The sequence below is a fragment of the Roseateles noduli genome (assembly GCF_050626985.1).
GTDB classification, from domain to species: domain Bacteria; phylum Pseudomonadota; class Gammaproteobacteria; order Burkholderiales; family Burkholderiaceae_C; genus Roseateles; species Roseateles noduli_A.
Window position 1 is genome coordinate 6,538,489 of the sequence record NZ_CP192463.1, and the last position, 19,060, is coordinate 6,557,548.

Here is a 19,060-nt window from a genome sequence, read left to right on the forward strand (position 1 = left end):
CCTTACAGCAGCGGCAGGTTGAGGCCGAGGAACTTCTGGAAGGCGAAGGCGATGGCCAGCAGGCCGATCGAGATCACCACGTTGCGCTTCCAGGAGTAGCTGCTGCCGGCGGCCGTGGCGATGAAGACCATCACGACGATGCCGGCGGACATGTTGAGGAAGCGCGAGGTCAGCGAGAACGCGCACAGCGCGGCCAGGATCAGGCCGATGTTCTTCACCTTGAACTCGAGGCCGGGCCCGCCGGCGACGATGCCGCGCACGATGGTGGACAGCGCCACCAGGCCCAGCAGGATGCTGATGATCAGCGGGAACATGCCGGCGCCGGCATGGTCCATGCGGCCGATGGGATAACGCAGGGCGCCCAGTCCGAAGAACAGGGCCACCGCGGCGAGGAACAGGCCTCGTGCAAGCGAACGGTTGAGGGTCATGGCACACCGGGGAGGTATCGAGATGTGCCCATGGTTCCGGCGCCGCTCCCGCGTGTCGTACGCATTTCTGCGCAGCGGGAGGCTGTCGACGGGGTCTCGACAGCTTGCCGACAGCTTCAAGTCAAGCAGGCGTTATGCATGCGTTTGACGTACGTTGTGATGGCGTCGCCGCGTCGTTGATTCGCTACGCCTTGCCGAGGTCGAAGGCGCCGACGACACGCGTCAGCTGGCTGGCATGCTCGTCGAGCGTCGTGGCCGCCGAGGCGGACTCGACGACCAGCGCCGCGTTGCGCTGGGTCATCTCGTCGAGCTGCGCGACGGCCGCGTCGATGCGTCCGAAATCGCGGCGCTGCTCGCTGGCGGCGTCGGCGATGTCGTTGATCAGCGCGGCCACGCGCTGGACCGCGCCGACGATGTCGACCATCGTGCGACCGGCGTCCTGCACCAGCGTCGCGCCGGCGCCGACCTGCTCGGTCGAGGCACCGATCAGCGTCTTGATCTCCCTGGCCGCCTGCGCCGAGCGTTGCGCCAGCGTGCGGACCTCCGCCGCCACGACGGCGAAGCCGCGGCCCTGCTCGCCGGCGCGCGCCGCCTCGACGGCCGCGTTGAGCGCCAGGATGTTGGTCTGGAAGGCCAGACCGTCGATGACGCCGATGATGTCGGCGATGCGGCCCGAGGCGCGATGGATCTCCTCCATCGTCGAGACGACGCGCGTCACGGCGCCACCGCCGGCGTCGGCCACGCGCATGGCCTGATCCGCCAGCTCGCGGGCCTGCTGCGCCGCGTCGGCGGTCTGGCGCACGGTGGCGGCCAGCTGCTGCACGGAGGCGGCCGTCTCCTGCAGGCTGGCGGCCGCCTGTTCGGTGCGGCCCGACAGGTCGGTGTTGCCGGCGGCGATCTGTGTCGATGCGCTGCCGATGTGCAGCGAGGCTTCCCGCACGCGGGCCATCGCCGCGTTGAGCCGTTGCAGCGATTCCTTGATGCGGACGCCCGCCGGCGTGCTGGCCTTCACGTGGCCGACGTCCAGCGCGAGCCGGTCGTCGCGGCTGCCGAGCGCGCGCACGAGGTCGTGCAGCTCCAGGCCTTCCTTGGTGTTGCGGCGCATGTGGGCGGCCATCACCAGCTCGATGCCGGTCTGCGCGACGACGTAGGCGGCGTGCAGCACGATGCGTCCGAAATCCGGCTCGCTCAGGCAATAGGTGCCGAAGCCCGCGGCCAGCAGCCGGTCGAAGAGCAGGTGATGCACCGCGAAGAGCGCCGCGCCGAGCACGAGCACGCGCCAGTCGCGATACATCAGCAGGTAGGCCAGCGTCACGAAAACGCCGAAGTGCAGCTCCACCATCCCGCCGCCGAGGTGGATGTGCAGCATCACCATCAGCGCCTGCGCGGTGGTCAATGCCATCCGGGTGAGGATGGCGCCGGGCGCGGCGGCGTAGATCAGAGCGGCGCCCGCCAGGAGGGTCGTGCCCAGGCCCGCGGCGAGGCCGATCTGCGCGTAGCGCCAGCCCAATCCCAGCGCCAGCAGCCAACTGACCGCCAGGATCAGCAGCATGGCGCGGTCGCAGCCCGCATAGATCTTTCGGAATCCGGTCGGTCCGGTGACGTGTTCCATCCTGGTTCTCCCTTGGGCGCGGCGGCGGTCCTCGTGGCGGGACGGCTCACACCTCGCGGGGCGGATGTTCGTATCAGGATGTGAGCGAGCCCTTGGGGCAAACGCCAGGAGGTGCCCACCGCCGTGCGACGGATTTCACGACTCGACGCCGCCGGTGTCAGGTTTTGCGCGAGAGGCGGCCACAGCGTGGACCTGGTCGCGCAGCCATCGCTGGGCGGCATGGCCCTGGTTGCGCTCGTGCCAGACCATGGCGATGTCGAAGCCGTCGATCGGCAGCGGCGGTGGGAGCACCAGCAGGCCGGCCGCGCGGCCCTTGACCAGACGCTCAGGCACCAGGGCCACGAGGTCGGAACGGCCGACGATGTCCGGCACGAAGAGGAACGAGGCCGCGGAGAGCACGACCTGACGCTTCAGGCCGAGCCCGGCCAGGGCCTGGTCGACCGGCGTGGAGAACGCGCCACCGGCCGGCGAGACGATGACCTGCTCGAGTTTGGCGAAGGCTTTGGCGCTCAGCTTGCCGCCGGGCTTTCCGCCCTGTTTTCCGCCGACCTTTCCGTCCAGGGCCGGGTGGCCCCGGCGCGCGATCAGCACGTAGCGCTCGTGGAACAGCGCGCGCATGCGCAGGCTGGGCGCGGCCTCGATGGGCTGCATCAGGCCGAGGTCGATATCGCCGCGCGCCATCTGCGCGGCGTGCTGGCTCGGATCCATGTGCCGGACGGCGATGCGCACGTTGGGCGCCTCGCGGCGCAGGCGCAGCACCAGCGGCTGCAGGACGCTCGCCTGCAGGTAGTCGGAGGCGGCGATCGTGACCGTGAGGTCGGCGGTGGCCGGGTCGAAGTTCAGATGCGAAGTCGCCACGCCGCGCACCTGATCCAGCGCCTGGCGCAGCGGCTCCAGCAGCGACAGCGCCTTTGCTGTCGGCGTCATGCCGCGCTGCGCGGGGAGCAGCAGCGGATCCTCGAAGACGTCGCGCAGCCGCGCGAGCTGTGCGCTCACCGCCGGCTGGCTCAGGCTGAGGCGCGCGGCGGCGCGGGTCACGTTGCGCTCGGTCAGCAGCGCTTCGAGCGTCACGAGCAGGTTCAGGTCGAGGCGGTTGGTATCCATGCCATCGATGGTAGGACAGAGAAGACGTGATTTCACGGATGGCTCGGGGATCGTCAGACTGACGTTCATTCCCGATCCACTTCGATTTCCGGAGCCCGACATGACCCGTTCCCCTGACACCGATTTCCCCGATCGCAAGACCGTGCTGATCGTCCATGCACAGCCCGAGCCGACCTCGCTGACGCGCACGCTGGTCGATGTCGCCGGGCAGACGCTGCGCGCCGCCGGCCACGAGGTGCTGCAGTCCGACCTCTATGCGATGGGCTGGAAGGCCGTCTACGACGAGCAGGACTTTCCCGTCCGCGCCGACACCGGACGCCTGGACTTCGTGCGCGAGTCCGGCCACGCCTTCGAGCAGGGGCACCAGCCGGCCGACGTCGTCGACGAGCAGCGCAAGCTGCTCGCCGTGGATCTGGTGATCCTGCAATTCCCGCTGTGGTGGTTCGGCATGCCGGCGATCATGAAGGGCTGGATCGATCGCGTCTGGGCGCGCGGCCTGGCCTACGGCCGCAACGGCCAGGGCAATCGGCTGCGTTACGGCGAAGGCGGCTTCGAAGGCCGGCGCGCGATGGTGTCGGTGACGACCGGAGGTCCGGCCGCGGACTACGGACCGCGCGGGATCAACGGACCGATCGATCAGTTGCTGTTCCCGATCACGCATGGCACCTTGTTCTATCCCGGCATGTCGGTGCTGAAGACGCATGTGGTGCATGGGGCGGGACGGATGACGCCGGAGGCGGTCGAAGCCGCAGCGGCCGCGTGGCGTGAGCGGCTGGCGCATGTCTTCGACGAAGCGCCCGTGGCGTTCCGCGCGCAGAACGGCGGGGACTATCCCGATGGGCACGAACTCGCCGACGAGGTCGCACCGGGCCTCACCGGCTTCGCGGCGCACGTCGCTGCCTGATCGGCGAAGCGCCCGTGGAGCGCCGCGCGTCAGCCCCGTAGGGACGCCGAGGCGGCGATCGTCTGCAGCACGCGCTGCAGATGCGCCGGCACCGAGGGGTCGCCAAAGGTCAGCGACGCGCCCGATGCGAGCAGGTGGAAGCCCAGGTTCTCCAGCGCGATGATCCCGGCGGGCTCGCGCCGATCGCTGGCGCGGGCGGCGTCGATGACCGTCGCCGCGCCGCTGCCGACGACGCGCAGGCTGACCTCGGGGTGGATGAGCAGGGCGGTGTCCTCGTCGATGCCGACACCGAGCCGGCGCGGGTCGAGCGACACGAGGTGCAGCAGCCGCGCATGGCGCTTGCGCTGCGCGAAGTGCTGATCGATGACGAGCGCCGGCATCAGCCCGAGGGCGCGATGCAAGGCCCGCGGCGGACCGGCGAACTGCTCGTCGAGATCGCCGACGGGCATGTGCGCGCCGAGCGCGGAGGCCCCGGCGCTGGTGCCGGCGATGGCGAGCTCGCCGGCGCGGTGGCGCTCGCGGATGAGGGCGTGCAGCGACGTGTCGATGAGGACGTCGACCAGCCGCTCCTGATCGCCGCCGGTCATGAAGAGCAGGTCCGCCGCCCGCACGGCATCGAGGGTGTCGTCAGCGCCGGCCGCGTCGCGATCGCGCGGATCGAGCCAGCGTGGCGTCACGCCGAGCGAACGGAAGGCCGGTTCGTACTGGGACCAGAGCAGGTCCGGCTCCCCGCTGGCGGTGCTGAGCACGACGACCTGGAGCGGCGTCCGCAGGGCGCGCGTTTCATGACAGGCCGCGATCAGTTCGCGCAGCACGGCACCCGGCGTCAGCCGGTCCTCGTTGCCGCCGATGAGGGCGAGCAGGGCAGGGGGGCGTGCGGACGTGCGGGGGGTCATGGATGGCGGAGACGGTGAGATTCGAACTCACGGAGGGCGCGAACCCTCGGCGGTTTTCAAGACCGCTGCCTTAAACCACTCGGCCACATCTCCTGGAAGAAGGCGCGCATTGTATGCGCGGCCCGGGCGGCTCAGTCCCCTCCCGGCTTCTTCGCCTGCACGCAGTCCACCTGGATGATTTCCAGCGCCTGGCCGTCGGCCACGCGCGCGGCCGTCAGCGCGCCGCCCCAGACGCAGCCCGTGTCCAGCGCCAGCAGGTCCGGCCGCTGCACCAGCCCCAGCGTCGACCAGTGCCCGAACGCGATCGGATGCCCCGCCGTGCGGCGCTCCGGCACCTCGAACCAGGGCATGAAGCCTTCGGGCGCCGTGCCCAGGCCTTCCTTCGTCTTGAAGTCCAGCCGGCCCTTCGCGTTGCAGAAGCGGATCCGCGTCAGCACGTTGATGATGAAACGCAGCCGCGGCACGCCCGTCAGATCGTCCTTCCAGCGGTCCGGCTCGTTGCCGTACATCTGCGGCAGGAACTCCGCCAGCGCCGGACCGCGCAGCAGCGCGTGCACCTCGTCGGCCAGCGCCAGCGTCTGGTCCGCGTCCCATTGCGGCACCACGCCGGCGTGCACCATCAGCCAGCCCTGCGCGCGCATCGCCAGCCGCTGCCGGCGCATCCACTCCAGCAGCGCCTCGCGGTCGGGCGCCTGCAGGATGGCGTCCAGCGTGTCCCCTTTGTGCGGGGCCCGCACCCCCGCCGCCGTCGCGAGCAGGTGCAGGTCGTGGTTGCCGAGCAGGCATTGCGCCGCATCGCCCAGCGACTGCAGACGACGCAGCGTCGTCAGGGAATCGGGGCCGCGATTGACGAGGTCCCCCAGGAGGTAGAGCCGGTCGCGGGACGGGGAGAAATCGATCTTTTCCAGGAGACGCGCCAGCGCGTCGCAACAGCCTTGGAGATCGCCGATGAGGTAATGCATAGCGGGATTTTGCGGTGCCGATGTCACACAGGCTCTGCTAACCTTGCCGACCTTGTGTTTTGGGCGCGACTCGGGGTTAGTACCCGGTCCGCGCTGTCAATGGATACCGCCCTAGTTCTCTTCCTGATCCTGCTCAACGGTTTGTTCGCCATGTCGGAGATGGCCCTCACGGCTTCCCGCAAGGCACGCTTGCAAGTGATGGTGGAAAGCGGGGAGGCGGGCGCGCAGGCCGCGATGGACCTGCACGAGAACCCCACCAAGTTCCTGTCCACGGTGCAGATCGGCATCACCTCGATCGGCGTGCTCAACGGCATCGTCGGCGAGGCCGCCTTCTCCGGCCCGCTGGCCGACGTGCTGCGCGCCAGCACCCCGCTGAGCTCCCGCGCCGCCGACATCACCGCCACCGGCCTGGTCGTGCTGGTGCTGACCTTCGTGACCATCATCTTCGGCGAGCTCGTGCCCAAGCGCCTGGGCCAGATGTACCCGGAGAACGTCGCGCGCCTGGTCGCGCCGCCGATGGAGATCATGTCGCTGGTGACGCGGCCCTTCGTCAAGCTGCTGAGCTTCTGCACCGAGTTCACGCTGAAGCTGCTGGGCATGGGCGGCCGCGCCAACCGCGCGGTGACGGAAGAGGAGATCGCCGCCAGCCTCGAGGAAGGCCTGGACGCCGGTGTCATCGAGGAACACGAGCACCAGATGGTGCGCAACGTGTTCCGCCTGGACGAGCGCCAGATCGGCTCGATGATGATCCCGCGCGCCGAGATCGCGTGGCTGGACATCAGCGACCGCCCCGACCAGATGCTGCAGATCCTGCGCGCGCACGGCTACAGCCGCTACCCGGTCTGCCGCGGCGGGCTGCACGACGTGGTCGGCACGGTCAGCGCGCAGAATCTGCTGGCGCGCTCGCTGGCCGGTGAATCGATGGACCTGTCGACCGGCCTGGAACCGCCGGTCTTCGTGCCCGAGACGCTGTCCGGCATGGAACTGCTCGCGCACATGCGCGGCGCGGAAACCCCGCTCGTGTTCGTCGTCGACGAATACGGCGAAGTGCAGGGCGTCGTCGCGATGCGCGACGTCCTGGAAGCCATCGCGGGCGAGTTCAACTCGTCCGATGGCGCGGACGCCTGGGCGGTCCAGCGCGAGGACGGCAGCTGGCTGATGGACGGCCTGATCCCCGTCACCGAGCTGAAGGACCGCCTGGATCTGAAGGAACTGCCCGAGGAGGACCGTGGGCGCTACAACACCCTGGCCGGCATGGTGATGCTGCTGTTGGGGCGCTTGCCGCGCACGGCCGATGTGGCGGAGTGGGACGCGTGGAGATTCGAGGTGGTCGACCTCGACGGCAAGCGTGTGGACAAGGTGCTGGTCTCGCGACTGGCGGAAGACGGAGTGAATCAATGAGCAACCCCCCGATGTATGAGAACCTGGTCCCCGTGGACCGGGTGCAGCACAAGAACACGCGCATGAAGATCGGCGCCCCGGTGCTGGACCGCGTGACGCAGCTGAACTCGCTGTTCGTCGCCGTGGCCGAGTTCGCCGACGCCAGCCTCGAATACCCGGTGGTGTTCGTGCGCGTCGGGCAGGCGACCGACGGCCAGCGTCCGGCGGTCGCCCCGCTGGCCGTGTTCGGCCTGAGGCAAGGCAGCAACCTGTTCATCAAGGACGGCCAGTGGACCGGCCGCTACGTGCCGGCCTACATCCGCCGCTGGCCCTTCGCCATGGCGCGCATCGAGGAAAGCACCTCCGACATGGCGCTGTGCCTGGACCTGGGTTCGGGCGCCTTCTCCGAGGCTGGTGACGATGGCGAGCCGCTGTTCAAGGCGGACGGCGAACCCACCGAGCTGCTGCTCAACGCCAAGCAGTTCTGCGAGGACTTCGAGCGCGAGGCCGAGCGCACCCGCCAGGCCTGCGAGCTGCTGCAGGACCTGGACCTGCTGCAGGACATGCGCTTCGAGGCGCAACTGCCCAGCGGCGAGAAGCTCGACGTGGACGGCTTCCTGACCATCAATGAGAAGGCCCTGGCCGAGCTGCCCGACGCGAAGGTCGTCGAGCTGCACCGCAACGGCCTGCTGGAGGTCATCACGATGCATCGCCTGTCGCTGCGCCTGATGAGCCGCCTGGCCCAGATGTACGTGCCGGCGAACTGAGCCTGATTCGGCGGGCGATCACCGGCTGAGACAAACCCCAAGCGGGTTTGCTTGAGTACGGCGTACGCGGGAGCCTCGATAGCATCGGAAGTCCTTAAAGGACGTTGGATGCTGTTCGAGGCTTTTTTGTCGTCCACCGCGATGGAATCGGTGTTCTCGCCGACCGCGGTGGTCCAGTCGATGATGGACGTGGAGGCCGCGCTGGCCCGTTCCGCGGCGCGCGTGGGCTTGATTCCCGCGCCGGCGGCGCAGGCCATCGCCAGCCTGTGCCGGGCCGAGCTCTACGACGTGCCGGCCCTGATCGCCGCCGCGCCGCACAGCGGCAATCTGGCGCTGCCGGTCGTGCAGCGCCTGCGCGAGACGGTGGCGCTGTTCGACCCCTCCGCCGCGGTCTACGTGCATCGCGGCGCGTCCGCGCAGGACCTCGTCGACACCGCGATGGTGCTGCGCACCCGCGAGGCGCTGCGCCTCGTCGATGACGACCTGCAGCAGCTCTGCGGCCGGTTGCTGGATCTGGCGGAACGCCACGCCGCCGTGCCGATGCTGGGCCGCACGATGATGCAGCCGGCGCAGGTGATCAGCCTGCGCTACAAGCTCATGAACTGGTTGATGCCGCTGCTGCGCAGCGCCGAGCGGCTGCGTGAGCAGGGCTGTGCCTCGCTCCTGCTGCAGCTGGGCGGTGCCGTCGGCACGCTGGACGCGATGGGCGACCGCGCCGACGACATGCTGACCGCCGTCGCCGCCGAGCTCTCGCTGCCGCGGCCCGACATGTGCTGGCACACGCAGCGCGACCGCTGGCTGCGACTCGGCCTGGAGGTGGGCCTGCTCTGCGGCAACCTCGGCAAGCTGGCGCAGGACTTCGCGCTGATGGCGCAGGCCGAGGTCGACGAACTCCACGAACCGCCCGGCGAGGGCTATGGCGCCTGCCTGTCGATGCCGCACAAGAAGAACCCGGTCGCGGCGCTGCAGGCGATGGCGGCGGTGCAGCGCGCGCCGCAGCGGGTCGCCGGGCTGATGAGCTGCATGACGCCGGAGCACGAGCGCGGGCTGGGCCAGCATCAGGCCGAACTGGCCGAATGGAGCGGGCTGATGGGCGGCGCGCATGCGGCGGTGCAGGCGCTCAACCGCGCGCTGGCCGAACCGGTCATCCGCGTCGACCGGATGCGCGCGCATGTCCTGGAACGCCAGGGGCTGGTGGCCAGCGAGCGCCTCGAGCATCTGCTGATGCCGCGCCTCGGGCGTCAGCGCACGGGCGCGATGATCCGCGACCTGATCCACCGCGTGCGCCAGGGCGAGGGATCGCTGGAGCAGTTGCTGCGCGCGGCGATCGACGTCGGCGATCTGCCGGCGATGGCGATTTCGCCCATCGAACTCGCCGCCATGTTCGACCTGGATGCCATCGCCGCACAGGCCGACGGCCGCGTCGATGCCTTGATGGCTGAGGCGCGTCAGCGTCTGGATGCGCTGGCGGCGCAACCGTGCACCTGATCGGTTCGTGACCGGTTTCACGACCCACGTCGGGACGCAACGCGATACGAACTTTGTGATCGCTCAGCGATCAAATCGCGCCTGAAGCGACAAATATCCCCAGATGCCGTATGGATTTCCGCAAAAAAGTGGGGGTGACCTGTCCCATGAATTCGGCATTTGAACGAAAAGCATCCAGTTACACCTGCAACAAATGGGGCGCCGGGAGGCGCTTCGCCACGGGGCTCGGGATTCGATGAATACACACGCTGGCGAGGCCCGGCGCTGTATTCCCCGTAGGTGCCCGCTATGTAACGGAATTCCCTCAAATGCGGGGTTTCGTCCTGGCAAGGGATTGACCCGCGCCCGAACCCGGGACAGACCCGTAAGACGAGGGTCGCATTTGTTAACTATCGTAGCGACCTGCAGTAATTACTTTGAGTGAGCCATAGACTCGCCTTTGATAACCAAGCAGTCTGGAGTTGGGAATGAGCGACGAATCTCGCATGTCGAACATTGAAATGGAAGCGCCCGCAAGCCCTTTGCAGGCGCTGCAGTCCATTGGTTCGAAGATGTCGTTTGTCCGCTCCGATTCCGTGGAGCTCGTTTCCCGCGATACCGAGTTCGGGCGCATCGAGATCCGTGCGCTGATGGAAGGCACCGGACACGCGCTGCTGGAGCGCCGGTACGCGTCACGGGGTTACAGGCTGAGCCGTTCCGCGGACGTGACGCTGGGTGCGTATTGGGAAGGCCGGCTGGTGTCCACGCTGGGGTTGCGGCGTGACGGCGGCAACCTGGCCGCGGACCAGAGTTTCCCGGCCGAGATGGCCGGCATGCGCCAGCAAGGCTGGCAGCTGTGCGAATTCACGCGGCTGGCCGCCGATCCGGATGGTCCGTCCAAGCTGGTGCTGGCCAGCCTGTTCCACCTGGCCTACCTGCACGCGGCCCACCACTGGGGCGCCGAGTTTCTGGTGATCGAGGTCAATCCCCGCCACAAGGCCTTCTACCGCCGCATGCTGGACTTCCAGCCGCACGGCGAGGAGCGGCTGCACCGCAGCGTCGGCGCGCCGGCGGTGCTGATGAGCCTGTCGCTGGCCTACGGCCGCAAGAAGGTGGAGAAGTTCGGCGGATCGCTGAACGAGGACGAGGACAGCCGCTCCCGCACGCTGTTCCCGTACTTCTTCTCGCCGAAGGACGAGCCCGCGCTGCTGAGCAAGCTCGCGGACGTGTACGGCTACGACGCCTGACGGCCCGTCGCGTCTGAACGAAGACGCCTTCCGATCCCCAGGGGATGGAACCGATTCCGCCTTCTGCCTTCAAGCCTCCAGCCAATGCAGGCTGAACCAGCGCTGATCGTCCGTCCAATGCGCTGACGGCTTGAATCCGGCTTCCCGCGCCAGCGCCTGGAAGCTCTCCACGCTGTACTTGTAGGAATTCTCGGTGTGCAGGCTCTCGCCGGGCACCAGCGTGTAGCGGCGGCCCTGCAGCTGCAGGTGCTGCTCGCCGCGGGGCATCAGGTGCATCTCGATGCGGTGCTTGCGCGGGTCGTAGAACGCGTAGTGGTCGAAGCCGTTCGGATCGCATTCCAGCTTCAGTTCGCGCTGCGCGTGGCGCAGCAGGTTCAGGTTGAAGCGCGCCGTCACGCCTTGCACGTCGTTGTAGGCCGCATGCAGCCGTGCCGGATCCTTGATCAGGTCTACGCCGATCAGCAGCGCCCCGCCGTCGAGTTCCTCGCGCAGCAGGCGCAGGAACTCCAGCGCCTCGTCCGGGTTGAAGTTGCCGATGCTGGATCCCGGGAAGAAGCCGACGCGCCGCCCGTCCACCGGCGCATCGGGCAGCACATGCATGCGGGTGAAGTCCGCCACCACCGGCAGGATGCGCAGCGCCGGCTGCTCGCGCTGCAGCGACTCGCAGGCCGCCAGCAGATGAGGACCGGAGATGTCCACCGGGACGAAGCTGTGCAGCTGCTCCGCGCGTTCCAGCAGCAGACGCACCTTCACGAGCGCGCCGGCGCCGTACTCGATCAGCTGCGCGCCCGGGCCCATGCGCGCGGCGAATTCATCGGCATGCCGTTTCAGCAGGGCGAGTTCGGTGCGCGTCGGGTAGTACTCGGGCAGTTCGCAGATCTGCTCGAAGAGGGCCGAGCCCTGGGCGTCGTAGAAGTACTTGGGGGAGATCGCGTGCTCGGGGCCGGCGAGCGCCGCGTGAAGGTCCTCGGCGAAACTGCTCATGCGGGGGTCTCCGTGCGCGGGCGCGCATCGCGGGCCAGTCTCAGCCCGGTGAACTGCCAGCGCGCCGCCGGCGGAAAGAAGTTGCGGTAGGTCCGGCGCGTGTGGCCGGGCGGTGTCGCGAGACTGCCGCCGCGCAGCACCAGCTGGCCGACCATGAACTTGCCGTTGTATTCGGATGCGGCCCCGTCCAAGGGCCGGAAGCCGGGATAGGGGTGATAGGCCGAACGCGTCCACTGCCAGGCCTGGTCGTCGAGCTGCGCCATGCCGGGCAGCGTCGACGCGGCTTCCCATTCCGGCTCGCTCGGCAGCCGGGCGCCGGCCCACTCCGCATACGCGGCGGCCTCGTAGAAGCTGAGCTGCATCACCGGCGCGGCGGGATCCATCGGACGCAGTCCGTGCAGGCCGAAGACCGACCAGCGCGATCCGGCGCCGACCTTGTCAACGTGGCCGTCGCTGTCGTTGTCGTTGTCGTTGTCGTCCACCCAGTACAGCGGGCCTCTCCAGCCATGCTGCTGGACCGTGGCCCACCCGTCGGACAACCACCAGCGCGGCTCGCGGTAGCCGCCGTCATCGATGAAGCGCTGGAAGTCGCCGCAGGTCACGAGGCGGCTCGCGATCTCGAAGGGCTCGAGCCAGACGCGATGGCGCGGTCCTTCGTTGTCGAAAGCGAAGCCGGCCGACGCTGCGCCGGCGGCGCGCGTGTCGTGGCCGATGTCGACGAGGCCGCCGTCATGGCGCAGCCATTCGCTGGCGCCGACCGCGATCGGCGCGGGGGGGGCGTCGATCAGCGCCGGCCGCCACGGATGGCAGGACAGCAGGTGCAGCGCGTCGGTCAACAGCAGTTCCTGATGCTGCTGCTCGTGATGCAGGCCCAGTTCCAGCGTCGGCGCGATCTCTTGCCACTGGGCGTCGCTGCAGCGCGCGATCAGCTGCTGGATGTGCGTGTCCACATGGCGGCGGTAGGCGCGCACCTCGTCCAGCGACGGGCGCGTCAGCAGGCCGCGCTGCGGGCGCGGATGACGCGGCCCGAGGCCTTCGTAATACGAGTTGAAGAGGAAGTGGAAGGACTCGTCCAGCGGCCGGTAGTCCGGCAGATGCGGGCGCAGCAGCAGCGCCTCGAAGAACCAGCTCGTGTGGGCCTGGTGCCATTTGGCCGGACTCGCGTCCGGCATCGACTGCGCGGCCTGGTCCTCGGCGGACAGCGGCTCGGCCAGCGTCAAGGTGTGGCGCCGGACCGCTTCGAAACGGCGCGCGAGATCGCGCCGCACCAGCGGCAGATCGTGATCCGACATGCAAGCAACTCCTGCAGGCCCCAGGGGGAGGAAGGCCCGAACGACAACGGTAGCCGATTTGCCGTGTCCGCGTCCGGCGTGGGCCGCTTGCCAGACCACGGCGGGAAGGCTCAACTGCCACCCGATGTCAGGTAGGGCAAATCGGGTACCCGCGCAGGCCGCTCCCGCGATTCATGCGATTCATCGGCGCGTCATGCCGCGCGGGCAGGCTGACGGCGATCCGGCTCACGCCTTTGCCCATGCCCATGATGCCGCCCTCGATCTCCTCGTCGCTGCCGCCGCTGCTGCCCTCGACCGCTTCGCCTGCCGTGGCGCCGCCGGCATCATCGTCGGCGCTGCCGGCGATGGGCCTGCCGTTCCATGGCGGGGTCGACGGGGACGGCCTGCCTTTGTCCTGGTTGCAGGATCACGTGCTCGCCGAGCGCCTGCTGGAGGCGCTGTGGAGCGCGCGCCAGCCGGCGACCCCGGCGCAGTTCTTCGTCTGGAGCCAGAGCCGCCTGCAGCCGCTGCTGCCGCACCGGCTGATGGTCTGCGTCGGCGACCAGCCGCCGTCGCCGCGCCTGACGGCGCAGCTCTTCCATCTGAAGCCCATCGGCGACGGGCTGCACACGCAGCTCGAATCGGCCGATCACGGCCTGTGGCTGCACCTGGTCCGACGCTGGGGCGATGGCCGGCGGCCGCTGCACATCGACCTCGCGCGGGAATCGGACCTGGCCCTGTTCCAGCCGCTGCTGGAAGCCGGCTTGCGGGAACTGGCCCTGCACGGCGTGGCCGCCGATGGCGAGCGGCCGCAGAGCCTGTTCCTGTTCGCGGGCGAGGGCTGGCAGGACGACCACCTGCGCCGGCTGGAGCTGCTGACGCCGGCGCTGCACGCGGCCTGGCGGCGCGCGCGGCTGCAGGCGCGGGGTCAGGCCTTGCCGCGCCGCGCCGGGTCGCTGGTGACGCCGCGCGAGCAGCAGATCGTCGAGGGTCTGCGCGCGGGTCTGAGCAATGAAGGGATCGCGATCCAGCTGGGCATCAGCATGTTCACGGTCAAGAACCACGTGCGCAAGATCCTGCGCAAGCTGGGCGCGAACAACCGCGCGCAGGCGGTCGCGATCGCGATGTCGCGCCGGGAGCTCAGCGAGCCGGAGTCGCCCGGGGCGTGAGCAGGCGCAGGATCAGCGCGTGCACGGCGACGCCGATCACGGCGCCGATCATGTCGGCGAGCACGTCCTGCGCGTCGGCGTCGCGGCCGGGGATCTGCGACTGGACGAGTTCGATCAGGACGCCGTAGGCGAGCAGCATCGCCAGCACGATCCAGCGGCGGCGCGGGCCGGCGGCGAAGCACTGCATGCCGATGACGGCGAGCGTGCCGAAGGCGGTGAAGTGATTCGCCTTGTCCCAGCCCAGGTCGGCAGAGGGCGGCGGATGCGGTGAGAACGCGAGCCAGCTCGCGCCGACCACCACCGCCAGGAAGAGGAAGCGCCAGGCGTTGCGCCAGCGCGGGTCGTGCAGGACTTCAGACATGCGAGGCAGTGTGCCACGCACGTGTGAAGCGACAGTGAGGCGGCGCGCCGTCCGCCTCGTCGTCCCACCCACGTCGCGGCGCCCTGCCGTTCACTCCAGATGCTCGTGATGATGGCTGGCGCCGCGCTTCCAGTAGGCCGAGGCCCGGATCGCATGGCGATCGTGACCCTTCTCGTCGACGAGGATGCGGCGCACCGCGGCCATCGCCGCGGCTTCGCCGGCGCACCAGGCGTAGCCCTCGCCGGACGGCAGTGTCAGCGCGCGGGCGGCGGCCAGCAGTGCGTCGTCCCCGTCGACCCAGCGCAGGTCGAGATCGGCGCGGGTGTCGAAGCGGCGGCGATCGCTTTCCGGCACGTTCAGCAGCGCGACGACGCGCGCGCCGGACGGCAGTTCCTCGAGGCGGCGCGCGACGGCGGGGAGGGCGGTCTCGTCGCCGACCAGCAGATGCCAGGCGAAGTCCGTCGGAATGATGAAGGAGCCGCGCGGACCGCCGACGGTCAGCGTGTGGCCCGGCTGCGCCTGCGCGGCCCAGGCCGCGGCGGGGCCGTCGCCGTGCTGGGCGAACTCGATGACCAGTTCGCGCGTCGCGTTGTCGAAGCGGCGCGGCGTGTAGTCGCGCATGACCGGAGTGCCGTCGGCGTCGGGCGCGAAGATCAGCTTCACATGGTCATCGAAGGAGGCGCTGACGAAGTCGGCCAGCGAGTCGCCGGTCAGCGTCACGCGGCGGAAGTTCGGGGTCACGTCGTCGACGCCGGTCACGGTCAGCTCGCGGCGCTTGAGTTCGTGACGCACGCGCTGGACGCGGCTCGCGGCGGGCTCGGTGGTCGGCGCCGCAGCGGTGGAGAGGGTGGAGGAGGCGGTGGGCGTGTTCAGGGGATCGGGCTTCATTGCCGGTGGTCTCTATTTCGTTGACAATGTCATCCATCTTGCGACGAAACGATTGACAATGTCAACTAACACCACTGGCCGGAGGGGCAAGGACGACGACGTGCTGGAGCTGGTGCATTCAGTGATGCACCGCTACCGCGCGCTGCAGTACCGCTTCCTGCGCGACGGCCCGCAGGACATCACGCACATGGAGGGCAAGGTGCTGTTCTTCTTCGAACGGCACCCGGATGCGACGCAGAGCGACCTCGCGGCGCACAGCGGGCGGGACAAGGCGCAGTTGGCGCGACTGATCAAGACCTTGCGCGACAAGGGACTGCTCGAAGCGCAGACCGACGAGGTCGATCGCCGCCAGGTGCGGCTGCGTGTCAGCGACGCGGGCCTGACGGTGCAGCGCGAACTGAAGCGGCAGGCGCGCCAGGTCTCGGTGCAGGCTCTGGCCGGGCTGAGCGCGGACGAGCAGACGCAGCTCGCGGCGTTGCTGAAGCGTGTGCAGGCGAATCTGGGCGAGGAGTGAATCGGCTGCTGGCGTTGCCTTCGTGCGACGCGGGTGTGGAAGTTGTCGACGTCGAAAATCTCGGCTATAGTCTCAGACTCTGTTGTTCGCGACAGCGCCGATGTAGCTCAGTTGGTAGAGCAGCGCATTCGTAATGCGAAGGTCGGGAGTTCGACTCTCTTCATCGGCACCAATCTGGAAAAGCCGCTTGGGTTCCCAAGCGGCTTTTTCTTTTGCGGCGCGTGCTGGCGTCGGGGCGATGGTGTCGCCGGCAGCGCGCGAGACGCCGAGCGGTGATCGCCGGGCGCGTCACGCCACCGGAGCGCGCCGACGATGGCAACATGGCGCGCCATGACCGCACACGCCCCCGACGACACGCCCGGCCCTGCGCCGGTGACGCTCACCCTCTCGGCCCTCGAGGCCGAGCCGCTGCCCGGCACGCTCAAGGGCCTGCCCGCGGTGGCTGAAGGCGTGCCGCTGGCCGGGCTCGGCGCGCTGGGGCTTTCGCTGCTGGACGGCGACCTGCCGCTGCCGGCGGCGATCCTGAAGGACTCCGCGCTGACGCACAACGCGCGCTGGATGCGCGAGTTCACCGCGCGCGCCGGCGTCAGCCTCGCGCCGCACGGCAAGACGACGATGGCGCCGCAGCTGTTCCAGCGCCAGTTCGACGAAGGCGCCTGGGGCATGACGGCCGCTACGGCAGCGCATGTGCGCACCTACCGGCGCTTCGGCGTGCCGCGCGTGCTGCTCGCGAATCAGCTGATCGGCAAGGCGGATCTGGACCTCGTGTTCCGCGAGCTGGAAGCCGCCCCTGATTTCGATTTCTATCTGCTGGTCGACTCCGCCGCGGGCCTGGACCTGTTGCGCCGCGCCGCGGTCGAACGTGGCTTGAAGCGACCGCTCCAGGTATTGCTGGAAGTCGGCACGCCGGGCGGACGCACGGGCGTCCGCACGATGGAGGAGGGCGCCACGCTGGGCCGCCTCATCCGCGATGCCGCGCCGACGATCACGCTGCGCGGCGTCGAGGCCTTCGAAGGCGTCTACAGCGGCGCGGACACGGCGCGCGTGGAGCTCGGCGCGCTGACGATGATCGAGACGGTCGCGGAGTTGACGCGACTGGGCTGCGCCGAAGGCTGGTTCGCCGCGGACGAGGTGCTGCTGACCGCGGGCGGCTCGGCGTTCTTCGACATGGCGGCGAAGACGCTGGCCTCGGTGGAGGCCGCGGGCGCCGGCCACGCCTTGCGCGTGGTGCTGCGCAGCGGCTGCTACCTCAGCCACGACAGCCTGCAGTACGAGCGCATGCAGGACCGCATGCGCCAGCGCGCCGGCCCGCTGTGGGGCGAAGGCCCCGGCCTGCGCAACGCGATCGAGGTCTGGGCCTACGTGCAGTCGGTGCCCGAGCCGGGCCGCGCGATCTGCACCGCCGGCCGCCGCGACTTGAGCTACGACGCCTGCCTGCCGCAACCGCTGTGGTGGTACCGCCGCGGCCTGCATGACGCGCCGCGGGCGACACCCGCCGACTGGGCGGTCACGAAGCTGAACGATCAGCACGCGTACGTCGATGCCGGCGGGGAAGGCGGCACGCTGATGCTGCAGGTCGGCGACATGATCGCGTTCGGCGTCGGCCATCCGTGCACGACCTTCGACAAGTGGCCGCTGCTCTACACCGTCGACGACAGCTACCGCGTCATCGGCGGCGTGCGGACGTTCTTCTGAATCGACGGCGAAAATCCCGCCATGCATGAAATCATCTGCCCGCACTGCAACAAGGCCTTCAAGATCGACGAGGCTGGCTACGCCGACATCCTCAAGCAGGTGCGCGACACCGACTTCGAGAAGCAGCTGCACGAACGGCTCGCGTTGGCCGAGCAGGACAAGCGCAACGCCGTGGAACTGGCGCAGGCCAGGACCGCCGGCGAGCTGCAGAAGGCCGCCGCGCTCAAGGACGGCGAGATCCAGGAGCTGAAGGCCCGGCTCGATGCGGGCGAGGTCCAGCGCAAGCTCGCGGTGACGGAGGCGCTCACCGTGCTGGAGAAGCAGGCGCAGCAGGCCGCCGCGACGAAGGACGCCGAGATCCAGGCGCTGAAGGCGAAGCTCGATGCGATCGGGCTGACGCAGCAGCTGGCGATGACGCAGGCCGTCGGCGCGGTGGAGAAGGAACGCGACCAGCTCCGCAGCGAGCTTGAGCGCGCGGAGCTGGAGAAGCAGCTCGCCGAGAAGGCGCTCAAGGACAAGTACGAGACGCAGATCAAGGACCGCGACGACGCCATCGAGCGCCTGCGCGACATGAAGGCGCGGCTGTCGACCAAGATGGTCGGCGAGACCCTTGAGCTGCATTGCGAGACCGAGTTCAACCGCATCCGCGCGACCGCGTTCCCGCGTGCCTACTTCGAGAAGGACAACGACGCGCGCTCGGGCAGCAAGGGCGACTACATCTTCCGCGACGCGGATGAGTCCGGCACCGAGATCGTCTCGATCATGTTCGAGATGAAGAACGAGAACGACCGCACCGCCACGAAGAACCGCAACGAGGACTTCCTGAAGGAGCTCGACAAGGACCGCGTCGAGAAGGGCTGCGAGTACGCGGTGCTGGTGTCCCTGCTCGAGCCGGAGAGCGAGCTCTACAACACCGGCATCGTCGACGTGTTCCATCGTTATCCGAAGATGTACGTCGTGCGGCCGCAGTTCTTCCTGCCCATCATCACGCTGCTGCGCAACGCGGCGATGAACTCGCTCAAGTACAAGACCGAGCTCGCGCTGGTCAAGGCGCAGAACATCGACATCACCCACTTCGAGACGCAGCTCGAGAGCTTCAAGTCGGCGTTCGGGAAGAACTACGAACTCGCGTCGCGGCGCTTCCAGACCGCGATCGACGAGATCGACAAGTCCATCGACCACCTCCAGAAGACCAAGGAGGCGCTGCTCGGCACCGATCGCAACCTGCGCCTGGCCAACGACAAGGCGCAGGACGTGACGATCAAGAAGCTGACCAAGGGCAACCCGACGATGGCCGGGAAGTTCGCCGAACTCAAGAACGAGGACAAGCCGGCCGCTGCCGATCGCGGCAACGACGACAGCGACGACAAGCGCGACGAAGGCAGCCTGTTCTGAGGGCTGAGCCCCGAGG

Annotated in this window: 18 protein-coding genes and 2 tRNA genes; 10 read left to right on the forward strand and 10 right to left on the reverse strand. The window is 68.9% G+C overall.

Features of this window, described 5'->3' with window-relative positions; translation table 11 throughout:
- Positions 1-2: 2 nt before the first annotated feature.
- From ACQ4L4_RS28465 to ACQ4L4_RS28475, 3 genes are all read right to left on the reverse strand, one after another.
- A complete protein-coding gene (locus ACQ4L4_RS28465; protein ID WP_431102121.1) occupies positions 3-428 on the reverse strand; it encodes a tripartite tricarboxylate transporter TctB family protein in 426 nt (141 codons plus the stop codon).
- 184 nt (positions 429-612) lie between these two features.
- Complete coding sequence (locus ACQ4L4_RS28470; protein WP_431102122.1) at positions 613-2,040, reverse strand: methyl-accepting chemotaxis protein; 1,428 nt, start codon at positions 2,038-2,040, stop codon at positions 613-615.
- Positions 2,041-2,175: 135 nt separating this feature from the next.
- Positions 2,176-3,144, reverse strand: coding sequence for a LysR family transcriptional regulator (locus tag ACQ4L4_RS28475; RefSeq protein ID WP_431102124.1), 969 nt, complete (start codon positions 3,142-3,144; stop codon positions 2,176-2,178).
- Between the two features lie 100 nt (positions 3,145-3,244).
- Here ACQ4L4_RS28475 and ACQ4L4_RS28480 point away from each other — a divergent pair, with 100 nt between their 5' ends.
- Positions 3,245-4,048: an NAD(P)H-dependent oxidoreductase gene (locus tag ACQ4L4_RS28480; protein ID WP_431102126.1), complete on the forward strand. Its 804-nt coding sequence runs from the start codon at positions 3,245-3,247 to the stop codon at positions 4,046-4,048.
- Between the two features lie 29 nt (positions 4,049-4,077).
- Here ACQ4L4_RS28480 and ACQ4L4_RS28485 read toward each other — a convergent pair whose 3' ends face one another.
- The 3 genes from ACQ4L4_RS28485 to ACQ4L4_RS28495 all read right to left on the reverse strand — a co-directional run bounded on the left by ACQ4L4_RS28485 (position 4,078) and on the right by ACQ4L4_RS28495 (position 5,906).
- Entirely contained in the window at positions 4,078-4,944 is an 867-nt protein-coding gene (locus tag ACQ4L4_RS28485) for a cyanophycinase (protein WP_431102127.1), read from the reverse strand.
- Positions 4,945-4,947: 3 nt separating this feature from the next.
- Positions 4,948-5,037, reverse strand: a tRNA-Ser gene (locus ACQ4L4_RS28490).
- A 38-nt stretch (positions 5,038-5,075) separates the two neighbouring features.
- Entirely contained in the window at positions 5,076-5,906 is an 831-nt protein-coding gene (locus tag ACQ4L4_RS28495; protein ID WP_431102128.1) for a symmetrical bis(5'-nucleosyl)-tetraphosphatase, read from the reverse strand.
- Positions 5,907-6,005: 99 nt separating this feature from the next.
- Here ACQ4L4_RS28495 and ACQ4L4_RS28500 point away from each other — a divergent pair, with 99 nt between their 5' ends.
- The 4 genes from ACQ4L4_RS28500 to ACQ4L4_RS28515 all read left to right on the forward strand — a co-directional run bounded on the left by ACQ4L4_RS28500 (position 6,006) and on the right by ACQ4L4_RS28515 (position 10,767).
- Complete coding sequence (locus ACQ4L4_RS28500) at positions 6,006-7,307, forward strand: hemolysin family protein (protein ID WP_431102129.1); 1,302 nt, start codon at positions 6,006-6,008, stop codon at positions 7,305-7,307.
- Complete coding sequence (locus ACQ4L4_RS28505) at positions 7,304-8,053, forward strand: SapC family protein (protein WP_431102130.1); 750 nt, start codon at positions 7,304-7,306, stop codon at positions 8,051-8,053. Before ACQ4L4_RS28500 ends, ACQ4L4_RS28505 begins: the two co-directional genes overlap by 4 nt.
- A gap of 108 nt (positions 8,054-8,161) precedes the next feature.
- Positions 8,162-9,541: a lyase family protein gene (locus tag ACQ4L4_RS28510; RefSeq protein ID WP_431102131.1), complete on the forward strand. Its 1,380-nt coding sequence runs from the start codon at positions 8,162-8,164 to the stop codon at positions 9,539-9,541.
- Positions 9,542-10,026: 485 nt separating this feature from the next.
- Positions 10,027-10,767 carry an N-acyl amino acid synthase FeeM domain-containing protein gene (locus ACQ4L4_RS28515; RefSeq protein WP_431102132.1) on the forward strand — a complete coding sequence of 247 codons (741 nt, stop codon included), beginning with the start codon at positions 10,027-10,029 and terminating at the stop codon, positions 10,765-10,767.
- 69 nt (positions 10,768-10,836) lie between these two features.
- Here ACQ4L4_RS28515 and egtD read toward each other — a convergent pair whose 3' ends face one another.
- Both egtD and egtB read right to left on the reverse strand, forming a co-directional pair.
- On the reverse strand, positions 10,837-11,751 hold the full coding sequence (egtD, locus tag ACQ4L4_RS28520) for an L-histidine N(alpha)-methyltransferase (protein WP_431102133.1): 915 nt from the start codon (positions 11,749-11,751) through the stop codon (positions 10,837-10,839).
- Entirely contained in the window at positions 11,748-13,043 is a 1,296-nt protein-coding gene (egtB, locus tag ACQ4L4_RS28525; RefSeq protein ID WP_431102135.1) for an ergothioneine biosynthesis protein EgtB, read from the reverse strand. The genes egtD and egtB overlap by 4 nt, the downstream gene beginning before the upstream one ends.
- 239 nt (positions 13,044-13,282) lie before the next feature.
- Here egtB and ACQ4L4_RS28530 point away from each other — a divergent pair, with 239 nt between their 5' ends.
- Positions 13,283-14,191 carry a helix-turn-helix domain-containing protein gene (locus ACQ4L4_RS28530; protein ID WP_431102136.1) on the forward strand — a complete coding sequence of 303 codons (909 nt, stop codon included), beginning with the start codon at positions 13,283-13,285 and terminating at the stop codon, positions 14,189-14,191.
- On the opposite strand, the gene ACQ4L4_RS28535 is transcribed toward ACQ4L4_RS28530, so the two are convergent.
- Together ACQ4L4_RS28535 and ACQ4L4_RS28540 are read right to left on the reverse strand one after the other, a co-directional pair.
- Positions 14,163-14,552: a VanZ family protein gene (locus ACQ4L4_RS28535; protein WP_431102137.1), complete on the reverse strand. Its 390-nt coding sequence runs from the start codon at positions 14,550-14,552 to the stop codon at positions 14,163-14,165. The genes ACQ4L4_RS28530 and ACQ4L4_RS28535 overlap by 29 nt on opposite strands.
- Positions 14,553-14,642: 90 nt before the next feature.
- Positions 14,643-15,440, reverse strand: a complete 798-nt coding sequence (locus tag ACQ4L4_RS28540) for a siderophore-interacting protein (RefSeq protein WP_431102138.1) — start codon at positions 15,438-15,440, stop codon at positions 14,643-14,645.
- 58 nt (positions 15,441-15,498) lie between these two features.
- On the opposite strand from ACQ4L4_RS28540, the gene ACQ4L4_RS28545 reads away from it, so the two are divergent.
- The 4 genes from ACQ4L4_RS28545 (at position 15,499) to ACQ4L4_RS28560 (ending at position 19,044) form a co-directional block, all read left to right on the forward strand.
- The gene (locus ACQ4L4_RS28545; protein WP_377156917.1) at positions 15,499-15,954 is read left to right on the forward strand and encodes a MarR family winged helix-turn-helix transcriptional regulator; all 456 of its coding nucleotides are present in this window, start codon (positions 15,499-15,501) and stop codon (positions 15,952-15,954) included.
- A gap of 96 nt (positions 15,955-16,050) precedes the next feature.
- Positions 16,051-16,126, forward strand: a tRNA-Thr gene (locus tag ACQ4L4_RS28550).
- 158 nt (positions 16,127-16,284) lie between these two features.
- The gene (locus ACQ4L4_RS28555) at positions 16,285-17,649 is read left to right on the forward strand and encodes an alanine racemase (RefSeq protein ID WP_431102139.1); all 1,365 of its coding nucleotides are present in this window, start codon (positions 16,285-16,287) and stop codon (positions 17,647-17,649) included.
- A gap of 21 nt (positions 17,650-17,670) precedes the next feature.
- Positions 17,671-19,044 carry a DUF2130 domain-containing protein gene (locus ACQ4L4_RS28560; RefSeq protein ID WP_431102141.1) on the forward strand — a complete coding sequence of 458 codons (1,374 nt, stop codon included), beginning with the start codon at positions 17,671-17,673 and terminating at the stop codon, positions 19,042-19,044.
- Positions 19,045-19,060: the final 16 nt, after the last annotated feature.